This window comes from Yoonia sp. TsM2_T14_4 (assembly GCF_049602355.1).
GTDB classification, from domain to species: domain Bacteria; phylum Pseudomonadota; class Alphaproteobacteria; order Rhodobacterales; family Rhodobacteraceae; genus Yoonia; species Yoonia vestfoldensis_A.
Window position 1 is genome coordinate 95,563 of record NZ_CP187137.1, and the last position, 22,440, is coordinate 118,002.

Sequence of the window (22,440 nt, forward strand, 5' to 3'; positions counted from 1 at the left end):
AGCGGCCTGCCTTAGTGCAGCACGAAACCGCTGGGCCAGCGAAGGGTGGTTTCCATCACGACCTCTTGTTTGGCACCCGCAGGCACGCTCAGGTCCCATTCTACGATCCCGCGCGCGCCGTCGGGGTCGCGGCGCGTGGCCTCTGGCGCCGCAGTCAGGCTGATTTGCAGATCGTCCTGTTCGGAATAGGGCACGGCATCGCGCAGCAGCACCTCCCAATCCTGTCCTGTCAGGTTTTCTACCGTCAGGACCGTGCGTTCGACCAGTTGATTGGACGACGAAAACACGCCCCTGTCACCTTCGGACCTGTCCGGCGTGATCCGCGTAAGGCGCAGCCCGTCCAGCGGCCCGAAGCCCACGTCAAGATCGGCCCCCGCCGCTAGCAGAGGCAGGTGGCTGAACCCGATCATTGTACCGTCCGCATGCAGCATCGCGCGACCGGGCAGCAGGATTTCATCGGTGGTGTTGGTAAATTCAGCCATGCGATAGGCATTGGCATCTGTCATCGGTGTCGCCTCGGCCCAGACATCGGCGTCAAAGGTCAGCTGATCAAGAGGCAGGCGCAAATCCTCGACCCGGTTGCGGATATCAATGCGGTTTGGATAGACATAACGCACCGCCGCACCGCTGAAATCGGCCTGTGCGGTGATGGGGGTCGCGTCCATCATCGGGCTGGCCATGACGGCGCTGTTGCGTTGCAGGGGCATTGGTTCATCGGCCATGCCGGTTGCTTCGCGCGCCAGCGCGTCTTCTGCGATGATGCGGCGCAGCTCTGCCCAGGCACCACCGGGTGCGATCTGGTCACCGGGGCGCGCGGTGGACAGGATCAGCTGCACGTCCAGCCAATCCTGACCGGTGGCCTGACTGATGACGACGGCGCGGTCGATGTCCAGACGCGGATCATCGCCGGTGGTCAGGCGCAGGTCATAAACTGGCGACCAAGTAGCAAAGTTTTCGGTTGTGTTGATTTCCAGCGTGACCTCGCCCGCCTCGGCGGCATCCAGCGTAAAGGAAAGTACAGAACCTTGCTCCTCGGGGGCCAGCAGCGCGGCCAAGGCGCGGCGGGCATTGTCCAGCGCATCGACATCATTTTTGCGCGCGCGGTTGGCAGCCTGCGCCTCTTGTTCGGCGGCAAAGGCAGCGGTGCGCAGCGCCAGCGTTTCCGACCCGACCATCTGTGCCAGGGCCTGAATGTTGGCAATCGTGCTCAGCGTTTCGCCTGCGCTGGCCTGACCAAGGCTTTGCAGAAAGGCGATCTGGTCCTCTGCGGCCTGCGCGCGCAAGCGGATCGTAGCAATGGCTGCATCGCTTTCGCGCAACACGTCTTCCAGACGCTCGACCTGCGTACGGGCAGCCAGAATGGCGGGGCTGTACTGGTCGGGCGTCACCGGCAGACGGTCAAAGGCAAGGCTGACTGCCCCAAGCCGGACCTGCCCTGGTGCAGAAATGCGCAGCCCGTCAGCAGACAGGCCCTGCGGCAGGTCAGGGACAGTGATGTCATGCTGACCTGCGGGCAGATCGAGCGTCACCAGCCGCGTGACGGTCGCAAGGCCGGGAAAGATCGTGACGGTATCGACGCGCGCCTGTCCGGTGATCGTGTCGGCAAAGGCAGGGGCGGCAAGGGCGAGCAAGCTGGTGGTCACAAAAAGACGAATCATCACAAAACTCCAAGGTGTCTACGCCAGAAATATCCTGAAAGACGCCGTGTCGCATGCCCCGAAATCAACCATCGGCAGAATTCGCCGCATAAAAAAGGCGCTGAAACAGCGCCTTTTTCGTTCAGCTATGACCGACAATCAGCCTTTTTTCAGACACTCGCGTCCCAGGACTTCGGCGATTTGCACGGCGTTCAGGGCCGCTCCCTTGCGCAGGTTGTCGGACACGCACCATAGGTTCAGACCGTTGTCGATCGTGCTGTCCTGCCGGATGCGGCTTATGAATGTCGCGTAATCGCCGACGCATTCGATCGGTGTGACGTAGCCGCCGTCCTCGCGCTTGTCGATCACCATGATGCCGGGGCTTTCGCGCAGGATGTCGCGGGCTTCGTGTTCGTCGAGGAAATCCTCGAATTCGATATTGATCGATTCCGAATGGCCGACGAACACAGGCACGCGCACGCAGGTCGCGGTGACTTTGATCTTGGTATCAAGGATCTTTTTGGTCTCGGCGACCATTTTCCATTCTTCCTTGGTCGAACCATCGTCAAGGAACACGTCGATATGCGGGATCACGTTGAACGCGATCTGCTTGGTGAATTTCTTGGGTGGCTTGCTGTCGGTGGGGTTGTAGATGCTCTTGGTCTGGTCCCAAAGCTCATCAATCCCTTCCTTGCCGGCACCGGACACCGATTGATAGGTGCTGACGACAACCCGCTTGATGCGCGCGCGGTCATGCAGGGGCTTGAGCGCGACAACCATCTGGGCGGTCGAGCAATTGGGGTTGGCGATGATGTTTTTCTTGGAATAGCCGTGGATCGCCTGCGCGTTCACTTCTGGCACGATCAGCGGCACATCAGGATCATAGCGGTAAAGCGAGGAATTATCGATCACGACGCAGCCGGCCTTGGCGGCCTTGGGCGCATAGGTCTTGGTCGCCTCGGACCCCACGGCGAACAACGCGATGTCCCAGCCAGTGAAATCGAAGGTGTCCAGATCCTTGGTCTTAAGAGTGGTATCGCCAAAGCTGACTTCGCTACCCAGCGACCGGCGGCTGGCAAGTGCGACGATTTCATCCACCGGAAAGGTCCGTTCATGGAGGATGTTCAGCATTTCGCGGCCCACGTTGCCCGTGGCGCCGACAATAGCGATTCGATAGCCCATTTGGCTGGCTCCTTGTTTGCAAGTGCTGCCTCTTACCGCGTCAGTCCCCTAAGGAAAAGGGCCGTCGCAAAGTGTAAATCAAACTGGACAGGGGGGCATGGCAGGGTAAGGTCGCGGCATGACAATCAACACGCCCGATTTCGCCCAACCGGCCCCGCGTGGGCTTTGCACCGATTGCGGTGTGTCGCGGATGGCGGATGCCAGCGCCTGTGGCAAGGCCTGCCAGTTCATCAAACCCGATTACCCCGCGATGGAGGCCCGCGTGCATGGCCGCGCTGCTGGCATGCAGGGGGATGAGCCGTTCTTTGGCGTTACCGGGGCTATGTATCGCGCGGCTTTGCAGCCTGCACGCCAAGGCGCGCAATGGACCGGCCTGACGACGCGGCTGGCCGAACGGCTGTTGGAAACCGGCGCTGTCGATGCAGTGCTGACGATGGTGGCTGATCCTGCCGACCGCTGGCGCCCGCGCCCTGCGATCATCACCGATGCCGCCGATATGGCCGAGGCGCGCGGGATGCGCATGGGCTATGCCCCGTTGCTGGCCTTGCTGGAACCGGCGCGCGCGGCCGGGCATCGGCGGATTGCCGTGATCGGGATTCCTTGCCAGATCTACGCCTTGCGCGCGCTCGAGGCGCAATTGGGGTTTGAGCGGATCTATGTCATCGGCACGCCCTGTTCTGACAATACCACGACCGAGAATTTCCACGGCTTTCTGGCCCGACTGACCGATGCGCCCGATACCGTGACCTATCTGGAATTCCGCGCGGATTATCATGTCGAATTGCGCTTTGCCGATGGCAGTGAGCGCCTGATCCCGTTCCTGAAACTACCGATCGCCGATCTGCCGCGCGATTTCTTTCCCACAACCTGCCGGACCTGCGTGGATTACACCAACCGGCTGGCCGATATCACCGTGGGCTATATGGCGGGCGAAGGGGAACAATGGCTGATCGTGCGTAACGTGCGCGGGCAGGAAATGCTGGACGGCTTGGGTGCAGAGGTTACGCTGGCCGCACCCGGATCACGCGGCAAGCGGGCGGGGGCGGTCAAAGGCTTTGTCGAAAATACGCGGCTGGCGGCGGGGGGCTTGCCGCTGCGCCGGATGCCCGATTTCATGCGTGGGATCATGGGCTGGCTGATGCCCAAGATCGGGCCGCGCGGGCTGGAATTCGCCCGCGCGCGGCTCGAGATGAAGGCAGCTGAAACCATCCTGCATCTGCGCCGCGAAGAGCCGGCCAAGATCAAGAATATGGTTCCAGCCCATGTCTGGAACCTTGCCGCACCTTACGGGGTGACGCCCGAGGCAGGCGAGGTATCAGCGCGTCCCAAGGACGATGACCATCAGCAGTGAATACAGCGCGATACCGCCACCGATCAGGTCGGGCAAAGTGTTGCTCGTCAGGTGGTTTGGCTGTCGCAATGATAGGGCGAAATGCCGCTGCATCAAAATTGTCTAGACTGGTAAGGCGGTCGTCTGGCGCACATTGCGCAGTGCAAAGGAGGATTGCATCTGCGCGACACCGGGCAAGGTTGCAAGATGTTTGCGGTGGATACGGGCGAAATCCTCGGTATCGCCGGCCACGACCTTGAGCAGGTAATCCGCCGTGCCCGCCATCAGGTGACATTCCAGCACGTCGGGCACTTTCGCCACGGCTTTTTCGAACGCGTCCAGCACCTCGTCTGCCTGACCACTCAGCGTGATTTCAACGAAAACGGTTGTTGGCCGCCCCATTTTGCGCGGGTCCAGCAAGGCGACATATTCGCGGATATAGCCGTCCTTTTCCAGCCGCTGCACCCTGCGGTGACAGGCCGAAGGCGACAGGTTCGCGACCTCTGACAGGTCCGCGTTGGAAATGCGCCCCGATTTCTGCAAAACAGCGAGGATTCGGCGGTCGATGCTATCGAGGTCCATAGCGTGCAAGATCCTTTCACAAAGTGGTTATAGTACGCACGATCTTAGCGTAAATCATGCTATCAACCAACATAAATCCCCAGAAATTGCAACGACACGCATGCAGTGTGAACCCAACACGCGGGAGGTTCGCAATGCTGATTGGCTGTCCAAAAGAAATCAAACCACAGGAATTTCGGGTCGGGGTTACTCCCGATGCCGCGCAAGAGGCTGTAGCACACGGCCACAAGGTCATGATCGAAACCGGCGCAGGCATCGGCGCGGGTTTCAGCGACGATGATTACAGCGCCGCCGGTGCGCAGATCGCGGGGACGGCGGCAGAGATATTCGCCAGCGCCGACATGATCGTGAAGGTCAAGGAGCCGCAACCGGTCGAGCGCAAAATGCTGCGCGCTGGCCAGATTCTGTTCACCTATCTGCATCTGGCACCCGACCCCGACCAGACGCGCGACCTGATGGCGTCGGGTGCGACCTGCATTGCCTATGAAACCGTCACAGATGATCGCGGCGGTCTGCCGTTGCTCGCCCCCATGTCAGAGGTCGCGGGCAGGCTTGCACCGCAGGTGGGCGCATGGACGCTGCAAAAGGCCAATGGCGGGCGCGGTGTGCTGATGGGCGGTGTGCCGGGTGTCGGCCCTGCTCAGGTCGTTGTGATCGGCGGCGGTGTCGTGGGCACCCACGCCGCGCGGATCGCGGCAGGAATGGGGGCGGATGTGACCGTGCTGGACCGGTCGCTGCCGCGCTTGCGCTATCTGGATGATACGTTCGGCGGTCAGTTCAAGACCAGCTATGCCAGCAAGGCCAACACGATCGCGCTGGCCCGCGCGGCGGATATGATCATCGGCGCGGTGCTGATCCCCGGCGCCGCAGCACCCAAGCTGATTTCACGCGCGCAACTGGCCGAGCTGAAACAGGGTGCCGTGCTGGTCGATGTTGCGATTGATCAGGGCGGCTGTTTCGAGACATCCCGCGCCACGACGCATCAGGACCCGATCTATGACGTGGACGGGATCATGCATTATTGCGTGGCGAACATGCCGGGGGCGGTGGCGCGCACATCGACCATCGCGCTGGGCAATGCGACAATGCCTTTCATGCTGGCGCTGGCTGACAAGGGCTGGCGGCAGGCCTGCGAGGATGATCCGCATCTACTGGCAGGGCTGAACGTGCATGCGGGGCGGCTGACCTATTATGCCGTTGGCAAGGCACTGGGCATCGACGTGCTGTCGCCCGCCCTGGCGCTGAAGGCGTAACACAAAAGGCCCGCTGCAAGGCGGGCCTGTCGTAGCTTAGGGCCGTTTGGCCAGCGCGTCACGGATTTCGATCAGGATATCCAGCTCCGACGGGCCGGTATGGACCTCTGGCGCGATGTCATCGGGTTTGTCCGCGATGGATTTGACGCGGTTGACCGCCTTGACCAGCATGAACACCACGAAAGCGATGATCAGGAAATTGATCGTTGCGGTAATGAAATTCCCATACATGAATTGCGCGTCACCCAGGCCAAAGCTGAGACCGCTAAAGTCGATCCCGCCGATGATCAGCCCAATCAGCGGTTGGATCAGGTCATTGACAAGACTGCTGACGATGGCGGTAAAAGCTGCGCCGATGATGATCCCGACGGCGAGGTCCATCACGCTGCCCTTGGCGATGAAGTCCTTGAATTCGTTTAACATGATTTGTTCCCCTGGCTGAATCGTTCTGCACATTACAGCGTCAGATTGTAGCAACCCCGCATGATAAAGCCATCGGTTTTCTTTTAGCGCAAACCGGGGTTCACCCCGGCACGCGCCCAATTTATCCCTGCCGATCCGGCAAGCTGCCGTGCAGCACATAGGTGAGCACATCCACCACCTGCTGCGGTGTTTCCACCACGGCGAGTGCTGCGGCATCCACCTCTTTGAGCGCATGTTGATGATCCGGCCCATGCATCACGATCAGCGATTTGCCCATCGCCGCTGCATAGCCCGCGTCAAAGGCTGCGTTCCATTGTTTGTATTGATCACCGAAGCGGACCACGACGATATCGGCGGTCTCGATCCCGTGCCTTGTGCGGATAGCGTTAAGCTTCGCACCTTTATGGTCGTGCCAGAACTTTTGCGCCTCTGCGCCCATGATCGCGACGCCGCAATCATCTGATGCCGCATGATCCGTGACCGGCCCGGAAAAGACCACATCCAGATCAGCAGCCCCCGCAATAATCTGGTCGCGCCAGTCGGTGTGGATTTCGCCGGAAAGGTAAATATGCAACGTCATTGGCAGTGTCTCCTGTGTTTGGCGACATCCTAACGCCTTAACCCCCGCTGGCCACCCCCGGTTTGCGCGCCACGATATAGCGTGCAGGGATTGCGAAATCGCCGCTTTCGACAATCTCGAACCCGGCGGCACATATTGCATCTTCCAATTCCTGCACAGTGAATTTGCGCAGGAATGGCGCTTTGCCCAGCATCTGCACAAGCGGGATCACCGCACCTATCAGGGTCCACTTCAAGCTGCGCCCTTTCAGCGCAGCGGTCTTGGATATGAAATATCCTCCCGGCGTGAGCAGATCAAAGATCTGCGCCATGCGTCGTTCCATATCAGGTACAAGGTGAAAGAAAGAATGTGCAAGCACCACGTCAAACGGTCCAGTTTCCGGCAATTCCCCCGCCACATCAAACCGCAGATCAGCAGCCTTGACTGGCAGCTTGCCCCGCGCGATGCGGATCATTTCGGGCGATACATCCGTGGCCAGATAGCTGGCGACATCCGGGGCCAACAGCACGGCCGTTGACCCAGTTCCACAGGCGATTTCCAGCACATGATCGGTCGGGCGCAGATAACCACGGGTCCGGCCCAGTGTGTACTGGTATGCGGCAGGATTGCCGATGGCGGAAGCTGCGTATTTTTCTGCCGCGCGGTCCCAGAAAATGGCTGAATCTATCATCGTATTCTCCCTCAATTGGCATTTTACGCCGATTGCCTGTCAGACAGATGACAAGTTTAACCGCGCAGAATGCCGCCCGTCGCCTTTGTCACCTTATCCACGATTTTTGCGCTGACCGCTTCGATATCGGCATCCTTCAGCGTCGTGGCCGTAGGTTGCAGGCGCACCGTGACGGCAAGAGATTTCTTCCCCTCGCCCAGATTGCCTCCAATGAACTGGTCAAAGACTCGCACATCGGTGATCAGCGCCTTGTCGGCACCCAACGCGGCATTGACCAGCGTCAGTGCCTCGACATCTGCACCCACGACAAAGGCAAAATCACGCTCGACCGCTTGCAGGTCGGTCGCCACCAGCGCGGGCCGTGTGTTGGTCTTGGACTTGGGTACCGGCACTTCGTCGGGCCAGATCGTAAAGCCGACGGCGGGGCCTTTGATATCCATCTCGCGCAGGACCTTTGGGTGTAGTTCGCCAAAGACGGCCAGAACCTTTTTCGGGCCAAGGCAGATCATGCCGTGCCGCCCGGGGTGCCACCAATCAGCCGCACCGCGCAGGATTTGCACTTTGGCGGGGGCGCCGATGGCGGCCAGCACGGATTCCGCATCGGCCTTGGCGTCGTACAGATCGACCGCGCGCGATGTGCCATGCACGTCCTTGCTGGCGGTCTTGCCGATCAGCACACCGGTGATCAGGTTGTGCTGTTCGCCCGGCTCGCCACCGTGAAAACCGGCACCGACCTCGAACAGGGCCATATCCATGAAACCGCGCGCCTGATTGCGGGCCGCGGCCCGCAGCAAACCGGGCAACAAGTTGGGGCGCATATACGACAATTCGCTGGAAATCGGGTTCTCCAGCATCGTCGCATCATCACCGCCGCCAAAAAGTGTCGCGGCCTGCGCATCGACAAAGCTATAGGTGACACATTCATTATAGCCCAACGCCGCCATGGTCCGGCGCGCAGATTGCTGGCGCTGCTGGCCTGCGGTCAGGATCGGTTTTGGCACACCGGCATCCATGCGCGGCATCGGCTTGCCTTGCAATTTGGTCAGGGACGCGATGCGCGCGACCTCTTCGACCAGATCGGCGTCGCCCTGCACATCGGGGCGCCATGACGGCACATGCGCCATATCGCCTTCGAGCCGGAATCCGAGGGCAGTCAGCGTCTGGCGCTGGGTGCTTTCGGGGATATCCATGCCGACAAGGCTGATCAGGCGCTGCGCATCCAGACGGTAAGCCCGCGATGTGTCCGGCACGGCGCCTGCGATGATCAGTTCGGACGCCTCGCCGCCCGCGTGATCGACGATCATCCGCACGGCATGTTCCAGACCTTCGGGGGTGAAGGCGGGGTCGATGCCGCGCTCGAACCGGTAGCGGGCGTCGGAATTGATCTTCAGCGCGCGGCCGGTATAGGCGATCTGGATCGGGTCCCAATAGGCGCTTTCAACAAAGACATTGACCGTCTCGTCGGTGCAACCGGTCGCATCCCCGCCCATGATACCGGCAATGCTTGCCACGCCGTGATCATCGGAAATCGCGATCTGACCTGCCTGCAGGGTGTAGGTCTTGTCATCCAGCGCAAGGATCGTCTCGCCACCCTTGGCGCGGTGCACGCGCAGATCGCCCTGCACTTTGTCGGCATCGAACACATGCAAAGGCCGGTTCAGATCATAGGTGAACCAGTTGGTCACATCGACAAGAAAGCTGATCGGACGCAGGCCAATGGCGCGCAGCTGCGTTTGCAGCCACGCAGGGCTGGGGCCGTTCTTGACGTCACGGATCAAGCGGCCACAGAACACGGGGCATCCGTCGTGGGTATCATCATCAATCGACACGCTCAGATCAGCGGTGAAAGAGGCAGGCACCGGATCGATCGTGAGGGGTTTCAGCGTGCCAAGCCCGCGCGCGGCCAGATCGCGTGCGATGCCGTACACACCCAGCGCATCGGGGCGGTTCGGGGTGATCGCGATTTCGATCACGGGATCGACCTTTTCAGGCTGGTTTTGCGCCAGCCAGTCGGTAAAGGTCTGGCCGACCGTGCCTGATGGCAGCTCGATAATGCCGTCATGTTCTTCGGACAGTTCCATCTCGCGTTCGGAACACATCATGCCATGGCTTTCGATGCCCCGGATCTTGCCCACGCCGATGGTCGTGTCGATGCCGGGGACATAGGTGCCAGGGCTGGCGATCACGACGGTGATGCCCGCGCGCGCATTGGGTGCGCCACAAATGATCTGGGTCAACCCGTCCTTGGTCTGGACCTGACAGACGCGCAATTTGTCGGCGTCGGGATGCTTTTCCGCACTTTCGACATAGCCGATGGTGAAATCGGCCAGACGTTCGGCGGGGTTTTCAACGCCTTCGACCTCAAGCCCGAGATCGGTCAGGGTTTCGGCGATCAGATCCACCGAAGCATCGGTTTCAAGGTGGTGTTTCAGCCAGGAAAGCGTGAATTTCATCTGTTCATCCAAGAAAAGTCATTTGCAAGCGATCTAGCCGATCTTGCCGCAATGCGAAAGGCCCGTAGGGTGGGTCATGACCCACCTTACCGGTGCTTGTGCGCCGCCGCCCATTTGCTGACCGCCCAAGCGGGCAGCAGGATCACCGTCCAGCCCGCCGCATTGATCAGCGTCAGCCGCAGGGCCAGATCGCGCGGCATGTCCGATGTCCACATCGCGATATGCGCGCCAATGATCATGACCAGCAGGCAGGCGATCCAGAGGCGCATGTCACAACTCGCGCCCAGCCAGATCCTCGACCAGCGTGAAATGCTCAAAGACTAGCATCATCTCGGGGTCAAAACCGCCGTTGCGTTTGAAATAGGCCTTGTGATCCTTGCGCCAGCCCAACAGGCTGTCGTTCGCACCCTCGGCCAGTGCCATTTCCTCGGTCACGTCGCAAAAGCGAATTTGCTGCACCTTGGTCGTGCGGATCACCAGTGCGGGCGTGCCATCCCAATTGGCGGCAATGTCGCAGCGGCCAACGACGGGCATGGAGTCTGGGTCATCCGCAAAGTCCGCCGCCGCCCCGCAGGTCGCGGTTTTCTTGCGCTGCCGGACAAGGCCGATCAGATATTGGCACAGCTCGGGCGTATCGCCAAATCGGAACGTGCCTGCGCCGGGATAGGTGTCTTGCAGATCTTCGGTATCATCGGTCATGGCGTTTCTTTCAGGACTGTCGCGATGGTCCGTCATACGCTGTTGCTGGCCAACAGCCAAGCCGCCTAGCGGGGCAGTGCGAATTCCCGCGCTTTGGCGTCCCAGTGCAGCTTTGCGTTGCGCGCCAGCCGTTTGCAGCTGTCATCCAGCCCCATCCGGTTGGACCAGCGCGCCATCGACCGGACGGGGATCGCGTGGATATCGCCGAAACCATCGACCAGCACACATTCCTCTGGTCCCGGGCCGGTGCCATTGTCTCTCTGACCAAAGACGAAGTTGTTGGGGTTCATGTCGCTGGCGCGGATATCACTGGCATAGATGCGGTGGACTGTGTCGTTCAGCATGGCGATATGCGCTGGCGTCAATGTGCCAGCGGCCGCTTTGGCACCCAGCGTCTCGCCGACTTGGCGGCCCGGCTCCATCACCCGTTCAGTGATGCAGCCCAGCCCTTCGCTTGTCTGGCTAAAGCCGAACATATGCGCGATGGGCGTGTGAAAGTCCGGCTCTGGATGGTTCAGCATGACGCGCAGATACTCGGTGTATTCTTTGTGGATCTGGCGCAGCCGTGTGCCGGGCAGGAGCCGGTCCATGATACCGTTGAAATTGGTCCGACGCGGCACCGAGCCGGCAGGCCGCAGCACTTTGATCAGCTTGGTCGGGTCAAGCGGATGCAGATAGACCGCGCGCTGGACGCCCGTTGCCACCATATCCGATAATTGCAGAACGCTTGCACCCATAGGATGAAATTAACTCAACCTATGGGTTCAGCGCAAGCAATGTAACGAAAATATGAAAAATGGATAACGATCAGAACTCGACCCCGATCTGCGCCTTGATCCCCGACCGGAACGGATGCTTGACCAGCTCCATTTCGGTCACCAAATCTGCCAATTCGATCAGGTCCTCATGCGCGTTGCGCCCCGTCAGCACGACATGGGTCATCGGCGGTTTGTGATCGCGCAGAAAGGCCACGACATCCGCGATAGCGACATAATCATAGCGGATCGCGATGTTGATTTCGTCCAACAGCACCATGGAATTGGTGTCATCAACGATCAATTCCTTTGCCTGTGCCCAAGCCGCCTGCGCCATTTCGGTATCGCGAGATTTGTCCTGCGTCTCCCAGGTGAAACCTTCGCCCATGGTGTGAAACGCGCAGGTGTCACTGAATTTGGCAAGGATCAGGTCACGTTCGCCGGTCGACATACCCCCCTTGATGAATTGCACGACGGCGCATTTCATATTATGCGCGATGCAGCGGAAAATCATGCCAAAGGCAGCGGATGATTTACCCTTGCCCTTGCCGGTATGGACGATAATCAAACCTTTCTGGTCGGTCTTTGTCGCCATGATCTTGTCACGCGCAGCCTTTTTCTTGGCCATTTTCATCGCGTGGCGGTCGGGGTCATCGGTCATTGGCAGTCTCCTTTGCGCAGATCATAACAGGCCCGCGATGCGCGCGCGCGCGGAATTCGAAGCAGGTTGCCACAGGTTGCGGTCGATGGCTTCTTGCAGGCGCTGGGCTATTTCGCGCAGCGCGGGGGCGTTGGCATCGGCGATAAAGTCGCGGGTGGCATCGTCGGCCAGAAACGCGGCTTCGACCAGATCGAAATGGTGGTTGCGCACGGCCCCTGTCGTGGCGGCGAAGGCGAAAAGGTAATCGACCGTCGCTGCAATCTCGAACGCGCCTTTGTAGCCGTGCCGTTTCACCCCGTCGATCCATTTGGGATTGACCACGCGCGATCGCACGACACGCCCGATTTCATCGTCGAGGGTGCGGATCACCGGCCGTTCGGGGCGCGAATGGTCGTTGTGATAGATCGGGCGCTCGCGCCCCTGCAGAGTGCTGACGGCGGCGGCGGCCCCGCCTTCGAACTGGTAATAATCGTCGCTGTCGAGGATGTCATGTTCGCGGTTGTCCTGGTTCTGCACGATGGCTTCGACTTGGGACAGGCGCTGCTTGAACGCGGCTTCTGCCCGCGCGCCGCTGGCCTTGGCACCATAAGCATAGCTGCCCCAAGCGATATAGGCGGCGGCGAAATCGGATTTGTCGGACCAGATACGTTCGTCGATCAGGGCCTGCAGCCCCGCGCCATAAGCGCCCGGTTTTGAGCCGAAAACGCGGGTGGCGTCCTCGCCCGCCTGGGAGCGTGCAGCGGCAGGGTTCAGGTCTGCGGGTTCATCCAGCGCCTGTACTGCGCGTGCGGCACTGTCGACCAGCGCGATCAGCTGCGGAAAGGCGTCGCGGAAAAAGCCGGAGATGCGCAGGGTCACATCGACACGCGGGCGGCCCAGCACTGTTTGTGGTAGAACGTCGAACCCAGTGACGCGCCGGTTGGCGCTGTCCCATGTCGGCTTGACGCCCATCAGGGCCAAGGCTTGTGCGATATCATCGCCGCCTGTGCGCATATTGGCGGTGCCCCATGCCGTAATCAGCATGCTGCGCGGCCAGTCACCGTGATCCTGCAGGTGTTTTTCGATCAGCAGATTGGCCGATTTCCACCCAAGCGCCCAAGCGGTGGGCGTTGGCACGGCCCGGCTGTCCACGCTGAAGAAATTGCGCCCCGTGGGCAACACATCAAGCCGCCCGCGTGTTGGCGCACCCGACGGGCCGGGGGCAACGAAATGCCCTGCAAGCGCGGTGAGCAGGGCCGTTCCTTCCGCCGGGCCGCAAGCGCGGATCGTGGGCAGGATATCGTCGTGGATGGTTTGTACAACGGCCTGCGACGCGCGTGGGGTAAACCCCACGACGCCCCGCCCGCCGTCCCGCACAAGGCGTTGTGACAGGTTTTCGAGACGTTCCACGGTGTCGCCATTGGTCCGCCATGTCGCGCCATCGGCCAATGCGTCCGGCTTTTCGGGCGCTGGTGCTGCCATATCACAATCAAGTGGGTCAATGCTGATGCCAAGGTCCTCCGCCAAGGCCCGCAGGAGCGAGGCATTGTGCCCCTTGCCATTTCCGCGCGGCACGCGGGCGAGCGCGATGGCAAGGTCGATTTCTTGTTGTCCCGTGGGCGATTGCCCAAAAATATGCAGCCCGTCCCTGATCTGCGCCTCTTTCAACTCGCATAGGTAGGAATCGAGCTTGCCAAGGTCGGTGTTGTTGTCGCCTGTAAAGCCCACGTCCCGCGATAGCCCTGTTGCCTCGGACAGCGAAAGGATTTCGCGCCGCAGGTGGGTCACCCGGCGCGGATCGACGCCGGCTGCCTCGTAGTATTCATCTACCAAGGCTTCCAGATCGCGCATCGGCCCATAGCTTTCAGCACGGGTGAGCGGCGGCGTCAGGTGGTCGATGATGACGGCACAGGCGCGCCTTTTGGCCTGTGTGCCTTCGCCAGGATCATTGACGATGAAAGGATAGATATGCGGTGTGGGGCCAAAAACAGCCTCTGGCCAGCAGGTTTCCGACAGGGCGACGGCCTTGCCCGGTAGCCATTCCAGATTGCCGTGCTTTCCCATGTGGACGATCGCATCGGCCTCCCAGTGGTGCCGCAGCCAGAAATAGAAGGCGAGGTAATTATGCGGCGGGACCAGATCGGGGGAATGATAGGTGTCTGTCGGGTCGATATTATAGCCGCGCGCGGGTTGCAGGCCCACGACTGCATTGCCGAAGCGGTGGATGGAGAGGGCAAAACCTGCGCCGCTGGCGCGGCTTGGGGCCTCCGGCGGGAGTAGTTCGGACAAAGCGAAGAACGGGTCGTCCTCTGCGGCGCCCCAGCGGGTGGTGATTTGCTCCTTGATGTCCCATGGCAGAGCGTCAAAATGCTGGCGGTAGGTTTCAAGTGGCAGGAATACGCCGCCCTGTTTATCGGCCCGGTCGGTCAGCCAGTTGGTAGGGCCGGCCATGATTTGGGCCATCAGGGTCGCGCTGTCGGCGGGTGGATTAGTCTGGTAGCCCGCCTGCGTCAGCAGGTTCAGCGTGTGGATCGTCGCGGCGGGGGTGTCGAGGCCGACGCCATTGGCAAGCCGTCCGTCCTTGTTGGGGTAATTGGCGAGGATCAGGGCGACTTTTTTGGCCTTGGCGGGTGTGTGCCGCATGCGCGCCCAATTCGCGGTCAGTTGCGTGACGAAATCGACGCGGTCGCCGCGCGCCTGATAGGTGGCGATCGGGCATTGGGTAGCGTCGTCAAAGAACGCCTCGCCCTTGAAGCTGATGGCGCGCGACAGGATGCGCCCGTCAACTTCTGGCAGGGCCACGTTCATGGCGATGTCGCGTGCGGTCAGGCCGTGCAGGCCCTCTGCCCATGACGCCTCGGAGGCACCTGACAGGATCACCTGAAAGATCGGCGCATTGTTGGCAAGCAATGGGTTTTGCGGGCTGTCGTCGCCGTCATGGGGCGAGCCCACGGCGAATGCGGTGCAGTTCAGGATCACATCGGGTGGGGTGACGGTAAATATATGGTCGAGCGTGGCGGTGCTGACGGGGTCTTTCAGGCTGGCCACGAAGATCGGCAGCGGGTTCAGGCCGGCGCGCGACAGGCTGCGGGTCAGGCGGTTGATCGGGTTCAGCCCGCCGCCCTGCACCAAGGCGCGGTAAAAGATGATCGGCACGATGGGCGCGTCAGGTGTCCATGCCGCCTGTGCCGTTGTCAGATCGGCGATGCCCGCACCGGGCCAGTAGATGCCGGCGCGCAGCAAGGGGGCAGCGGCGCTGGGTTTGTCGCTGCCGTCCAGCATCGCCTTTGCATAGGCCAGCGCGTTGATGTTGTTTTGTGGCCCACCTTCGACCAGATAGGACCAAAGTGCATCGTAATCTGTGCCGCTGACGGTGGACAACCCGCGCAATTCGGGGTCGGGTTTGTCGTCGCCGGGCAGAAAGGCCACGGGCACGCCCGCGTCGTGCAGGCGCGCCGCGTACTGGGTCAGGCCGTATTTCCAATAGCCTGCGCCGCCAAGAATGCGTGCGATCACCAGACGCGACTTGGTGGCGCAATCGTCCAGATGCAGATCGACCGACATCGGATGTGCCAGATGCAGCATATTGGCCAGCCGCAAGGTGGGCGGGTCAGGCATTTCGGCCCGTGCTTCGGCCAGGGCGGCCAGTTCGGTATCGGCGGCAGAGATGATGACCACATCGGCAGGCGTCTGGCCCAGATCGACAGGTTCGGTCCCGTCCGGAATCGCACCGGGGGTGGCGGCGAGCAGGTGCATCAGCTTTTGCCTTGTGCTAAGAGGCGGCCAAACACGAGGATAGACCCATGGATTACAACGCTGCAGGAGCACCGAAAATGGCTAAAAAAGGCCCCAAGCACGAAGAACACAATGCGCCGGGATCGAAGAAAAAGCCGTTTGGCGCGCGTCCCGACAAGGCCGAATTGCTGGCGCGGATGAAAAAGGCCGCCGAGGAAAAGAAAGGCTGAGATCACAGCCGCTTTTCCATGAAAACCGAACTGGCGATTTCTGGATAATCGCCGAACGGTCCGCAAGGCGTGAACCCATGCCTTGCGTAAAGCTTGTGTGCTGCATGCAGGATGTTGCCGGTTTCCAGTTTCAGCAACGGCAATGACAGGCTGCGCGCCTGATCCTCTATCTGGCGCAGGATCGCATCAGCCACACCTTTGCCGCGCGCGGCCTCATCCACGAACATCGACTTGATCTCGCCATAGCCGTCGCAGACCCGCAGCGCGCCGGTGCCAAGGATCACATCGCCGATCCGGCCGGTGTAGAAATGGATGTCGCTGGCCACCAGATCGTCAATGGACAGGTAAAAGTTATCCTCTGGCGGGAACAGCGCCTGCATCAGCGCGTGGCTTTGCTGCAGCAGGGCCGTTGCCTGCGCATCATGCGGATCGGTGATGCCGACGATGATCATGCTTGCAAGGCGGCGGTGATCGCGGATTGGTCCAGACCGGCCTCGCCGATCACGACAAGCCGGGTCTGGCGCGGGGCATCACCAAAGGGCTGGTCGAAATAGGTGTCAACGCGTGGGCCGACCGCCTGCAAGGTCATGCGCATCGGTTTGCCGGTGACAGCGACAAAGCCTTTCAGGCGCAGGATGTTGTTGGACTTGATCACAGCGCTGACTTGGGCGGCAAAGGCTGCGGCATCGCTCACCTCGTCACGGGTGACGATGAATGACTCAAATTCGTCATGGCCGTGATCGTGATGATGATCGTCATCCTCGTGATCATCCTCGTCATCATCGTGGTGGTGATGATGGTGGTGGATTTCATGGCGCGATTCCAGATCACCCTCAGCCCCCATACCTTGCCCCAACAGCACATCAACGGGCAATGCGCCCATGCTGGTTTTGACGACCTGCACGCCGTCGCGGCTGTCGGTGCGCAATTGCGCGGCGAGGCTGTCGGCCTCTTCGGCGGTCAGCAGGTCGGTCTTGTTCACGACGATCATGTCGGCGCAGGCAATCTGGTCTTCGAACAATTCCGACAGCGGTGTTTCGTGGTCAAGGTTGTCATCGGCGGCGCGCTGGGCATCGACTGCGGCGATGTTATGGGCGAACTGGCCGTCCTGCACGGCGCGGCCATCGACGACAGTGACGACGCCGTCCACAGTAACACGGGTCGAAATGCCCGGCCAGTTGAACGCGCGCACCAAAGGTTGTGGCAGGGCGAGGCCGGATGTCTCGATCACGATATGGTCGGGGGCTGGATTGCGCGCCAAAAGTGCCTCCATCGAGGGGATGAAATCATCAGCGACGGTGCAGCAGATGCAGCCGTTCGACAATTCGACGATATCGTCCTTGGAACAGACCTCTTCGCCGCAGCCCTTGAGGATGTCGCCATCGACGCCAAGGTCACCGAATTCGTTGATGATCAGCGCGATCCGTTTGCCGTTCGCGTTTTGAAGCATGTGCCGGATCAGCGTCGTTTTGCCAGAGCCAAGAAAGCCGGTGACGATGGTGGCGGGGATTTTGGCGGGCATGGGGTGTCCTTGATGGCGGAAAACGTGAAAAGGGGCGGCCGCGGTGGGCCGCCCTCAGGGATGCAGGTTGCAAGTTTAGCCGACGAGGGCGGCGACAATCGGACCTTCGATGATTTCCAGCGCGAGGAATACGCCGACACCTGCGACCATCGCGCCGCCCAGACGGGCGGTTACGGCACTCGCGTCCGTGGCTCCCAGCTTGCGTGTGGCCCAGCCTGCACCGATGGCGATCAAGTACTGGATCGCGCCCAGACCGATCAGGTAGCCGACCAGCACGCCGCCGCCGACACCGCCTTCTTGTCCTGCAATCGAACCGCCAAAGGCCGATCCGTGGAACAGGCCGAAGGCCGCAAAGACCATCAACGCGGTCGTCGTGGTCAAGCCTTTGCCCGACAGAACGATCCCACCGACGACCAGAAGCGACAGCACGATCATCGTTTCGGCCAGTGGCATCGCGATGCCCGCATACATCAGCACGCAGCCGGCCAGCATCGCGCCGATATAGGCCGCGGGTGTGAGCAGACGGTTGGCCGTAAAGGTCGCAGCGATGCCCATGGCCGCGACAAAGAACAGATGATCAAAGCCCAGCACTGGATGGCCAACGCCCGAAAGCAGGCCGTGGGTGAAGGTTTCCATCGGCAAACCACCCAGCGGGTGATGCGCAAAGGCAGGCGATGCGGCAAGGCTTAGCCCTGCGATGGTAAGAATTCTTTTCATTTTCGTCCCCTTTGGATCGACTAAAGGGGGGATTTCATGGGAAGCACGTGCCATACGGCCGGTGCAAAACCCCCACGGAACACCCCGTCCGTTGTTGTTGGCCGGGGCGATCCCCGGTGCATGGCTGGTCTCCTGGCTTGCGGGTCGATGCACCTTGTTGCCTTCCCGGGCGGACCCAGTGGCATGTTAACAAGGCACTCTCCGCATACAGTCGCGGGGGCGGCTGTGGCTTGGCGCCTCCCTGACAGGATCGGCGCGTCCACATTCCCATTTGATCCCCTGACGCTGCGCGCCGTGCGGGGAACCGTGCCGTCATGTTGTGCCTGCATTGGCGGCACGCGGTCAAGCCCGTAACCGACCCTGGCCGTGTCAGAAGCGCCACTGGCGCGGCCTCCGGCGGGGATATTTCGGCTCTGAAGATGGGGTTTCGCAATATCTTGTGGATAAACGGCTGAAAACGCCCTTATGTAGCTTGGTTTCGTTGACTCGGACCCGCCTGAGGCGTCAGCATCTTTGTCAGGCAAAGAATCAAGGGCAGCGAACCAGTGCGTTTTAGCAAACTGCGATTGAATGGCTTCAAAAGCTTCGTCGATCCGACGGATCTGATCATCGCGGATGGTCTGACCGGCGTGGTCGGGCCGAATGGCTGTGGCAAGTCCAACCTGCTGGAAGCCTTGCGCTGGGTGATGGGCGAACATCGCGCTTCGGCCATGCGCGGCGGTGGGATGGAGGATGTGATCTTTGCCGGTGCCGCCACACGGCCAGCGCGCAATTTCGCCGAAGTGTCGCTGATCATCGATAATGCCGAACGGTTGGCGCCTGCCGCATTCAATGATGCTGACCAGCTTGAAATCGTGCGCCGGATCACGCGTGATGCAGGGTCTGCGTATAAGGTCGGTACCAAGGACGTGCGCGCGCGGGATGTGCAGATGCTGTTTGCGGATGCGTCCACTGGGGCGCATTCGCCTGCGCTGGTGCGCCAAGGCATGATCGCGGAACTGATCAACGCCAAGCCCAAGTCGCGCCGCCGTATTCTGGAAGAAGCGGCAGGCATTTCCGGTCTGTACCAGCGCCGTCACGAGGCCGAGTTGAAACTGAAAGGTGCGGAAACCAACCTGACGCGTGTTGATGACGTCATCGACCAGCTGGCCGCGCAATTGGCACAATTGGCGCGGCAGGCAAGGCAAGCGGCGCGGTACCGCGAGATCGGCGAAAGTCTGCGCCGCGCGGAGGGCATGTTGTTGTTCCGCCGCTGGCAAGAGGCGGATGATGCCTTGCTCGAGGCCACCAACCTGTTGCGCGACCGCACGACGGCCGCAGCACAGGCCGAACGTGCTGCGCGCGATGCGACCAAGGCGCGGCAGGGTGCCGAGGACGCCTTGCCGCCCCTGCGCGAGGAAGAGGCGATTGCCGCTGCCGTCCTGCAACGCCTACAGGTCCAGCGCGATGCCTTGCAGGATCAAGAAGCCCGCGCGCGCGACATGATCGCGACGCTGCGCGCCCGCATCGACCAGCTGACCCGCGATATCGACCGGGAGGCGGGGCTGAACAAGGACGCCGGTGAAACCATCGCCCGGCTGGAATGGGAAGCGCGTGAGATCGCGAAGGCCGGCGAAGGCCATGACGCTCGGCTCGAGGCCGCACAGGGGGCCGCGCGCGAGGCCGCGGGTGTCTTGCAAGAGGCCGAGGCCGCATCGGCGCAACTGACCGAGGATGTCGCCCGTCTGGCCGCGCGCCATCAATCGACGCAGCGCCTGATCGACGATCATCGCGCGACCCTGACCAAGAACGAGGCCGAGGCCGCCAAATCCAAGGCCGCATCACAAGACGCCGCGACTGGCTTGGCCAAGGCCGAGGCGGATTTCGCCGCTGCCGGTCTGGCCGAGGCTGCGGCGCTGGCCTCTGCCGATGCCGCCGAAGATGCGCTGGCTGCCGCCGAGGCCGCCCGTGCCGCGACCCAGACGCAGGAAAGCGAGGCGCGCGCGCTGCGCTCCGAAGCCGAAGGCGGCGCGAATGCGCTACGTGCCGAGGTGACCGCGCTGTCGCGTCTGGTGGATCGTGACCGTGCCGAGGGCGGGCAGGTTTTGGACTTGTTGTCAGTGCAAAAGGGCTATGAAAAGGCGCTGGGCGCGGCTTTGGCCGATGATCTGCGCGCGCCTGCGGTGGGGGCAGATGCGCCGACAGGCTGGGCCAGCCTGCCCGATTATGCGCAGGCACAGGCCTTGCCTGCCGGTGTGGCGCCTTTGGCAGATGTCGTGACTGTGCCTGCGGTGCTTGCCCGCCGGATCGCGCAGATCGGGCTGGTCGATGCCGCTGATGGTGCGCGTTTGCAGGCCGAATTGCAGCCCGGCCAACGGCTTGTATCGTTGGCAGGTGATCTGTGGCGCTGGGACGGGTTTAGGTCGGGGGCCGAGGATGCCCCTTCGGCTGCGGCCCTGCGGTTGCAACAACTCAACCGGCTGGCGGAATTGCAGCGCGATCTGGATGCGGCGGCGGCCAAGGCACAGCAGGCAGCGGCGGCGCATGATGCGCTGACCCGTGCCTTGCAAGACTGCACGGTTGTCGATCAGGCCGCCCGCGCGGCCCGCCGCGATGCCGACCGCGCCGTGGCCGATGCCAACCGTGCCGCCAGCCGCGCCGAGGCGGACCGGAACCTGTCGCAAGGGCAGCTGGAAAGCCTTGGCCTTGCCCTGCGCCGGATTGAAGAAGAGGCGATGGGCGCGCGCAAGGCGCTGGCCGAGGCGGAACAGGCCGCCGCCGCATTGGGCGATCTGGCCGCGGCGCGTGCCTCGGTCGAGGATGTCAAGATGACGGTCGAGGCCGCGCGCATCACGATGATGTCGCGCCGGTCCGCATCCGAGGAATTGCGCCGTGAAGGCGACGCCCGTCTGCGCCGTGCGCAGGAGATCACCAAGGAAATCAGTGGCTGGAAACACCGGCTGGAAACTGCAACCAAGCGCAGCGCCGAGCTGGCAGACCGCAAGGCCGCGTCCGAGGCGGAACTGGCCGAAGCCTCTGCAGCACCCGAGGAGATTGCCGCCAAGCGTGCCGAACTTGCCGATGCGATCGCCACCGCAGAAACCCGCCGCCGTGCTGCGGCCGACAGGCTGGCCGAGGCCGAGACTTTGCTGCGCGATGCGGGCCATGCCGAACGCGACGCCGAACGGCTTGCGTCAGAGGCGCGCGAGGCCCGCGCCCGTGCCGAGGCTCGCGCCGATGCCGCGCGCGAAACCATTGCCTATGCCGCAGAGCGGATCATCGAGGCACAGGAGGTGACACCTGCGCAATTGCTGGACGCTTTGGGCGTGCCGGTTGCCGACATGCCGCCGGTTGCCACGGTCGAGGCCGAGGTCAATGCGCTCAAGCGGCAGCGCGACGCGCTGGGCGCGGTCAACCTGCGCGCGGAAGAAGATGCCAAGGGGGTGCAGGCCGAACATGATGCGCTGGTGCGCGAAAAGGCCGATTTGCTTGCCGCTATTGCCGCCCTGCGCACCGGTATCGCCAGCCTGAACAAGGAAGGCCGCGAACGTCTGTTGACTGCCTTCGAGCAGGTCAACGACAGTTTCGGGCTGCTGTTCACGCATCTGTTCGGTGGGGGCGAGGCCAAGCTGGTGCTGGTCGAATCAGATGATCCGCTGGAGGCGGGGCTGGAGATTATGTGCCAGCCGCCCGGCAAGAAGCTGAGCACGCTGTCGCTGCTGTCGGGGGGTGAACAGACGCTGACGGCGCTGGCGTTGATCTTTGCGGTGTTTTTGGCCAATCCCGCGCCGATCTGTGTGCTGGACGAGGTGGATGCGCCGCTGGATGATGCCAATGTCACGCGGTTTTGCGACCTGCTGGACGAGATGTGCCGCCGCACCGACACGCGGTTCCTGATCATCACCCACCATGCTGTCACGATGAGCCGGATGGACCGGCTGTTTGGCGTGACGATGGGCGAACAGGGGGTGTCTCAGCTGGTGTCGGTCGATCTTAAGCGTGCGGCGGCGATGGTGGCTTAAGAACTTTTAGGCCTCCGGCGGGGATATTTGG

General features: G+C 61.8%; 19 protein-coding genes and 1 riboswitch. Of the genes, 4 read left to right on the forward strand and 15 right to left on the reverse strand.

Going from position 1 to position 22,440, the window contains the following annotated elements:
• Positions 1-11 precede the first annotated feature (11 nt).
• Positions 12-1,658, reverse strand: a complete 1,647-nt coding sequence (locus tag ACPF9B_RS00440; RefSeq protein ID WP_424178462.1) for a DUF4139 domain-containing protein — start codon at positions 1,656-1,658, stop codon at positions 12-14.
• Positions 1,659-1,796: 138 nt separating this feature from the next.
• Entirely contained in the window at positions 1,797-2,819 is a 1,023-nt protein-coding gene (locus tag ACPF9B_RS00445) for an aspartate-semialdehyde dehydrogenase (protein ID WP_007205980.1), read from the reverse strand.
• Between the two features lie 118 nt (positions 2,820-2,937).
• Between ACPF9B_RS00445 and ACPF9B_RS00450 the strand changes: the two genes are divergently transcribed.
• Positions 2,938-4,170: a Coenzyme F420 hydrogenase/dehydrogenase, beta subunit C-terminal domain gene (locus ACPF9B_RS00450; RefSeq protein WP_424178464.1), complete on the forward strand. Its 1,233-nt coding sequence runs from the start codon at positions 2,938-2,940 to the stop codon at positions 4,168-4,170.
• Positions 4,171-4,272: 102 nt separating this feature from the next.
• Here the strand turns inward: ACPF9B_RS00450 and ACPF9B_RS00455 are convergent, their stop codons facing one another.
• Positions 4,273-4,731: an Lrp/AsnC family transcriptional regulator gene (locus tag ACPF9B_RS00455; protein WP_007205978.1), complete on the reverse strand. Its 459-nt coding sequence runs from the start codon at positions 4,729-4,731 to the stop codon at positions 4,273-4,275.
• A gap of 134 nt (positions 4,732-4,865) precedes the next feature.
• On the opposite strand from ACPF9B_RS00455, the gene ald reads away from it, so the two are divergent.
• On the forward strand, positions 4,866-5,984 hold the full coding sequence (ald, locus tag ACPF9B_RS00460; RefSeq protein WP_007205977.1) for an alanine dehydrogenase: 1,119 nt from the start codon (positions 4,866-4,868) through the stop codon (positions 5,982-5,984).
• Between the two features lie 36 nt (positions 5,985-6,020).
• Here the strand turns inward: ald and mscL are convergent, their stop codons facing one another.
• From mscL to cobN, 9 genes are all read right to left on the reverse strand, one after another.
• Positions 6,021-6,407: a large conductance mechanosensitive channel protein MscL gene (gene mscL / locus ACPF9B_RS00465; protein ID WP_040482906.1), complete on the reverse strand. Its 387-nt coding sequence runs from the start codon at positions 6,405-6,407 to the stop codon at positions 6,021-6,023.
• A gap of 121 nt (positions 6,408-6,528) precedes the next feature.
• Positions 6,529-6,987 carry a YtoQ family protein gene (locus ACPF9B_RS00470; protein WP_007205975.1) on the reverse strand — a complete coding sequence of 153 codons (459 nt, stop codon included), beginning with the start codon at positions 6,985-6,987 and terminating at the stop codon, positions 6,529-6,531.
• 37 nt (positions 6,988-7,024) lie between these two features.
• Positions 7,025-7,657, reverse strand: coding sequence for a class I SAM-dependent methyltransferase (locus ACPF9B_RS00475; protein WP_424178468.1), 633 nt, complete (start codon positions 7,655-7,657; stop codon positions 7,025-7,027).
• A 56-nt stretch (positions 7,658-7,713) separates the two neighbouring features.
• Positions 7,714-10,110 carry a phenylalanine--tRNA ligase subunit beta gene (pheT, locus tag ACPF9B_RS00480; RefSeq protein ID WP_424178470.1) on the reverse strand — a complete coding sequence of 799 codons (2,397 nt, stop codon included), beginning with the start codon at positions 10,108-10,110 and terminating at the stop codon, positions 7,714-7,716.
• 86 nt (positions 10,111-10,196) lie between these two features.
• Complete coding sequence (locus ACPF9B_RS00485) at positions 10,197-10,379, reverse strand: phenylalanyl-tRNA synthetase subunit beta (RefSeq protein ID WP_424178472.1); 183 nt, start codon at positions 10,377-10,379, stop codon at positions 10,197-10,199.
• A 1-nt stretch (position 10,380) separates the two neighbouring features.
• Entirely contained in the window at positions 10,381-10,809 is a 429-nt protein-coding gene (locus tag ACPF9B_RS00490; RefSeq protein ID WP_040482905.1) for an ASCH domain-containing protein, read from the reverse strand.
• A gap of 65 nt (positions 10,810-10,874) precedes the next feature.
• Positions 10,875-11,546 (reverse strand): YrbL family protein, encoded by a 672-nt coding sequence (locus ACPF9B_RS00495; RefSeq protein ID WP_424178474.1) that lies wholly within the window; start codon positions 11,544-11,546, stop codon positions 10,875-10,877.
• Positions 11,547-11,616: 70 nt separating this feature from the next.
• Positions 11,617-12,225, reverse strand: coding sequence for a cob(I)yrinic acid a,c-diamide adenosyltransferase (gene cobO, locus ACPF9B_RS00500; protein ID WP_007205969.1), 609 nt, complete (start codon positions 12,223-12,225; stop codon positions 11,617-11,619).
• 21 nt (positions 12,226-12,246) lie between these two features.
• On the reverse strand, positions 12,247-15,960 hold the full coding sequence (cobN, locus tag ACPF9B_RS00505; RefSeq protein WP_424178476.1) for a cobaltochelatase subunit CobN: 3,714 nt from the start codon (positions 15,958-15,960) through the stop codon (positions 12,247-12,249).
• A gap of 77 nt (positions 15,961-16,037) precedes the next feature.
• Between cobN and ACPF9B_RS00510 the strand changes: the two genes are divergently transcribed.
• Positions 16,038-16,169, forward strand: a complete 132-nt coding sequence (locus ACPF9B_RS00510) for a hypothetical protein (protein ID WP_257790143.1) — start codon at positions 16,038-16,040, stop codon at positions 16,167-16,169.
• Between the two features lie 2 nt (positions 16,170-16,171).
• On the opposite strand, the gene ACPF9B_RS00515 is transcribed toward ACPF9B_RS00510, so the two are convergent.
• From ACPF9B_RS00515 to ACPF9B_RS00525, 3 genes are all read right to left on the reverse strand, one after another.
• On the reverse strand, positions 16,172-16,621 hold the full coding sequence (locus ACPF9B_RS00515; RefSeq protein ID WP_424178479.1) for a GNAT family N-acetyltransferase: 450 nt from the start codon (positions 16,619-16,621) through the stop codon (positions 16,172-16,174).
• On the reverse strand, positions 16,618-17,691 hold the full coding sequence (gene cobW / locus ACPF9B_RS00520; protein WP_424178481.1) for a cobalamin biosynthesis protein CobW: 1,074 nt from the start codon (positions 17,689-17,691) through the stop codon (positions 16,618-16,620). The genes ACPF9B_RS00515 and cobW overlap by 4 nt, the downstream gene beginning before the upstream one ends.
• A 75-nt stretch (positions 17,692-17,766) precedes the next feature.
• Positions 17,767-18,408 carry a HupE/UreJ family protein gene (locus tag ACPF9B_RS00525; RefSeq protein ID WP_007205964.1) on the reverse strand — a complete coding sequence of 214 codons (642 nt, stop codon included), beginning with the start codon at positions 18,406-18,408 and terminating at the stop codon, positions 17,767-17,769.
• Between the two features lie 105 nt (positions 18,409-18,513).
• Positions 18,514-18,732, reverse strand: a riboswitch (cobalamin riboswitch).
• Positions 18,733-18,953: 221 nt separating this feature from the next.
• Between ACPF9B_RS00525 and smc the strand changes: the two genes are divergently transcribed.
• The gene (smc, locus tag ACPF9B_RS00530; RefSeq protein WP_424178484.1) at positions 18,954-22,409 is read left to right on the forward strand and encodes a chromosome segregation protein SMC; all 3,456 of its coding nucleotides are present in this window, start codon (positions 18,954-18,956) and stop codon (positions 22,407-22,409) included.
• Positions 22,410-22,440: the final 31 nt, after the last annotated feature.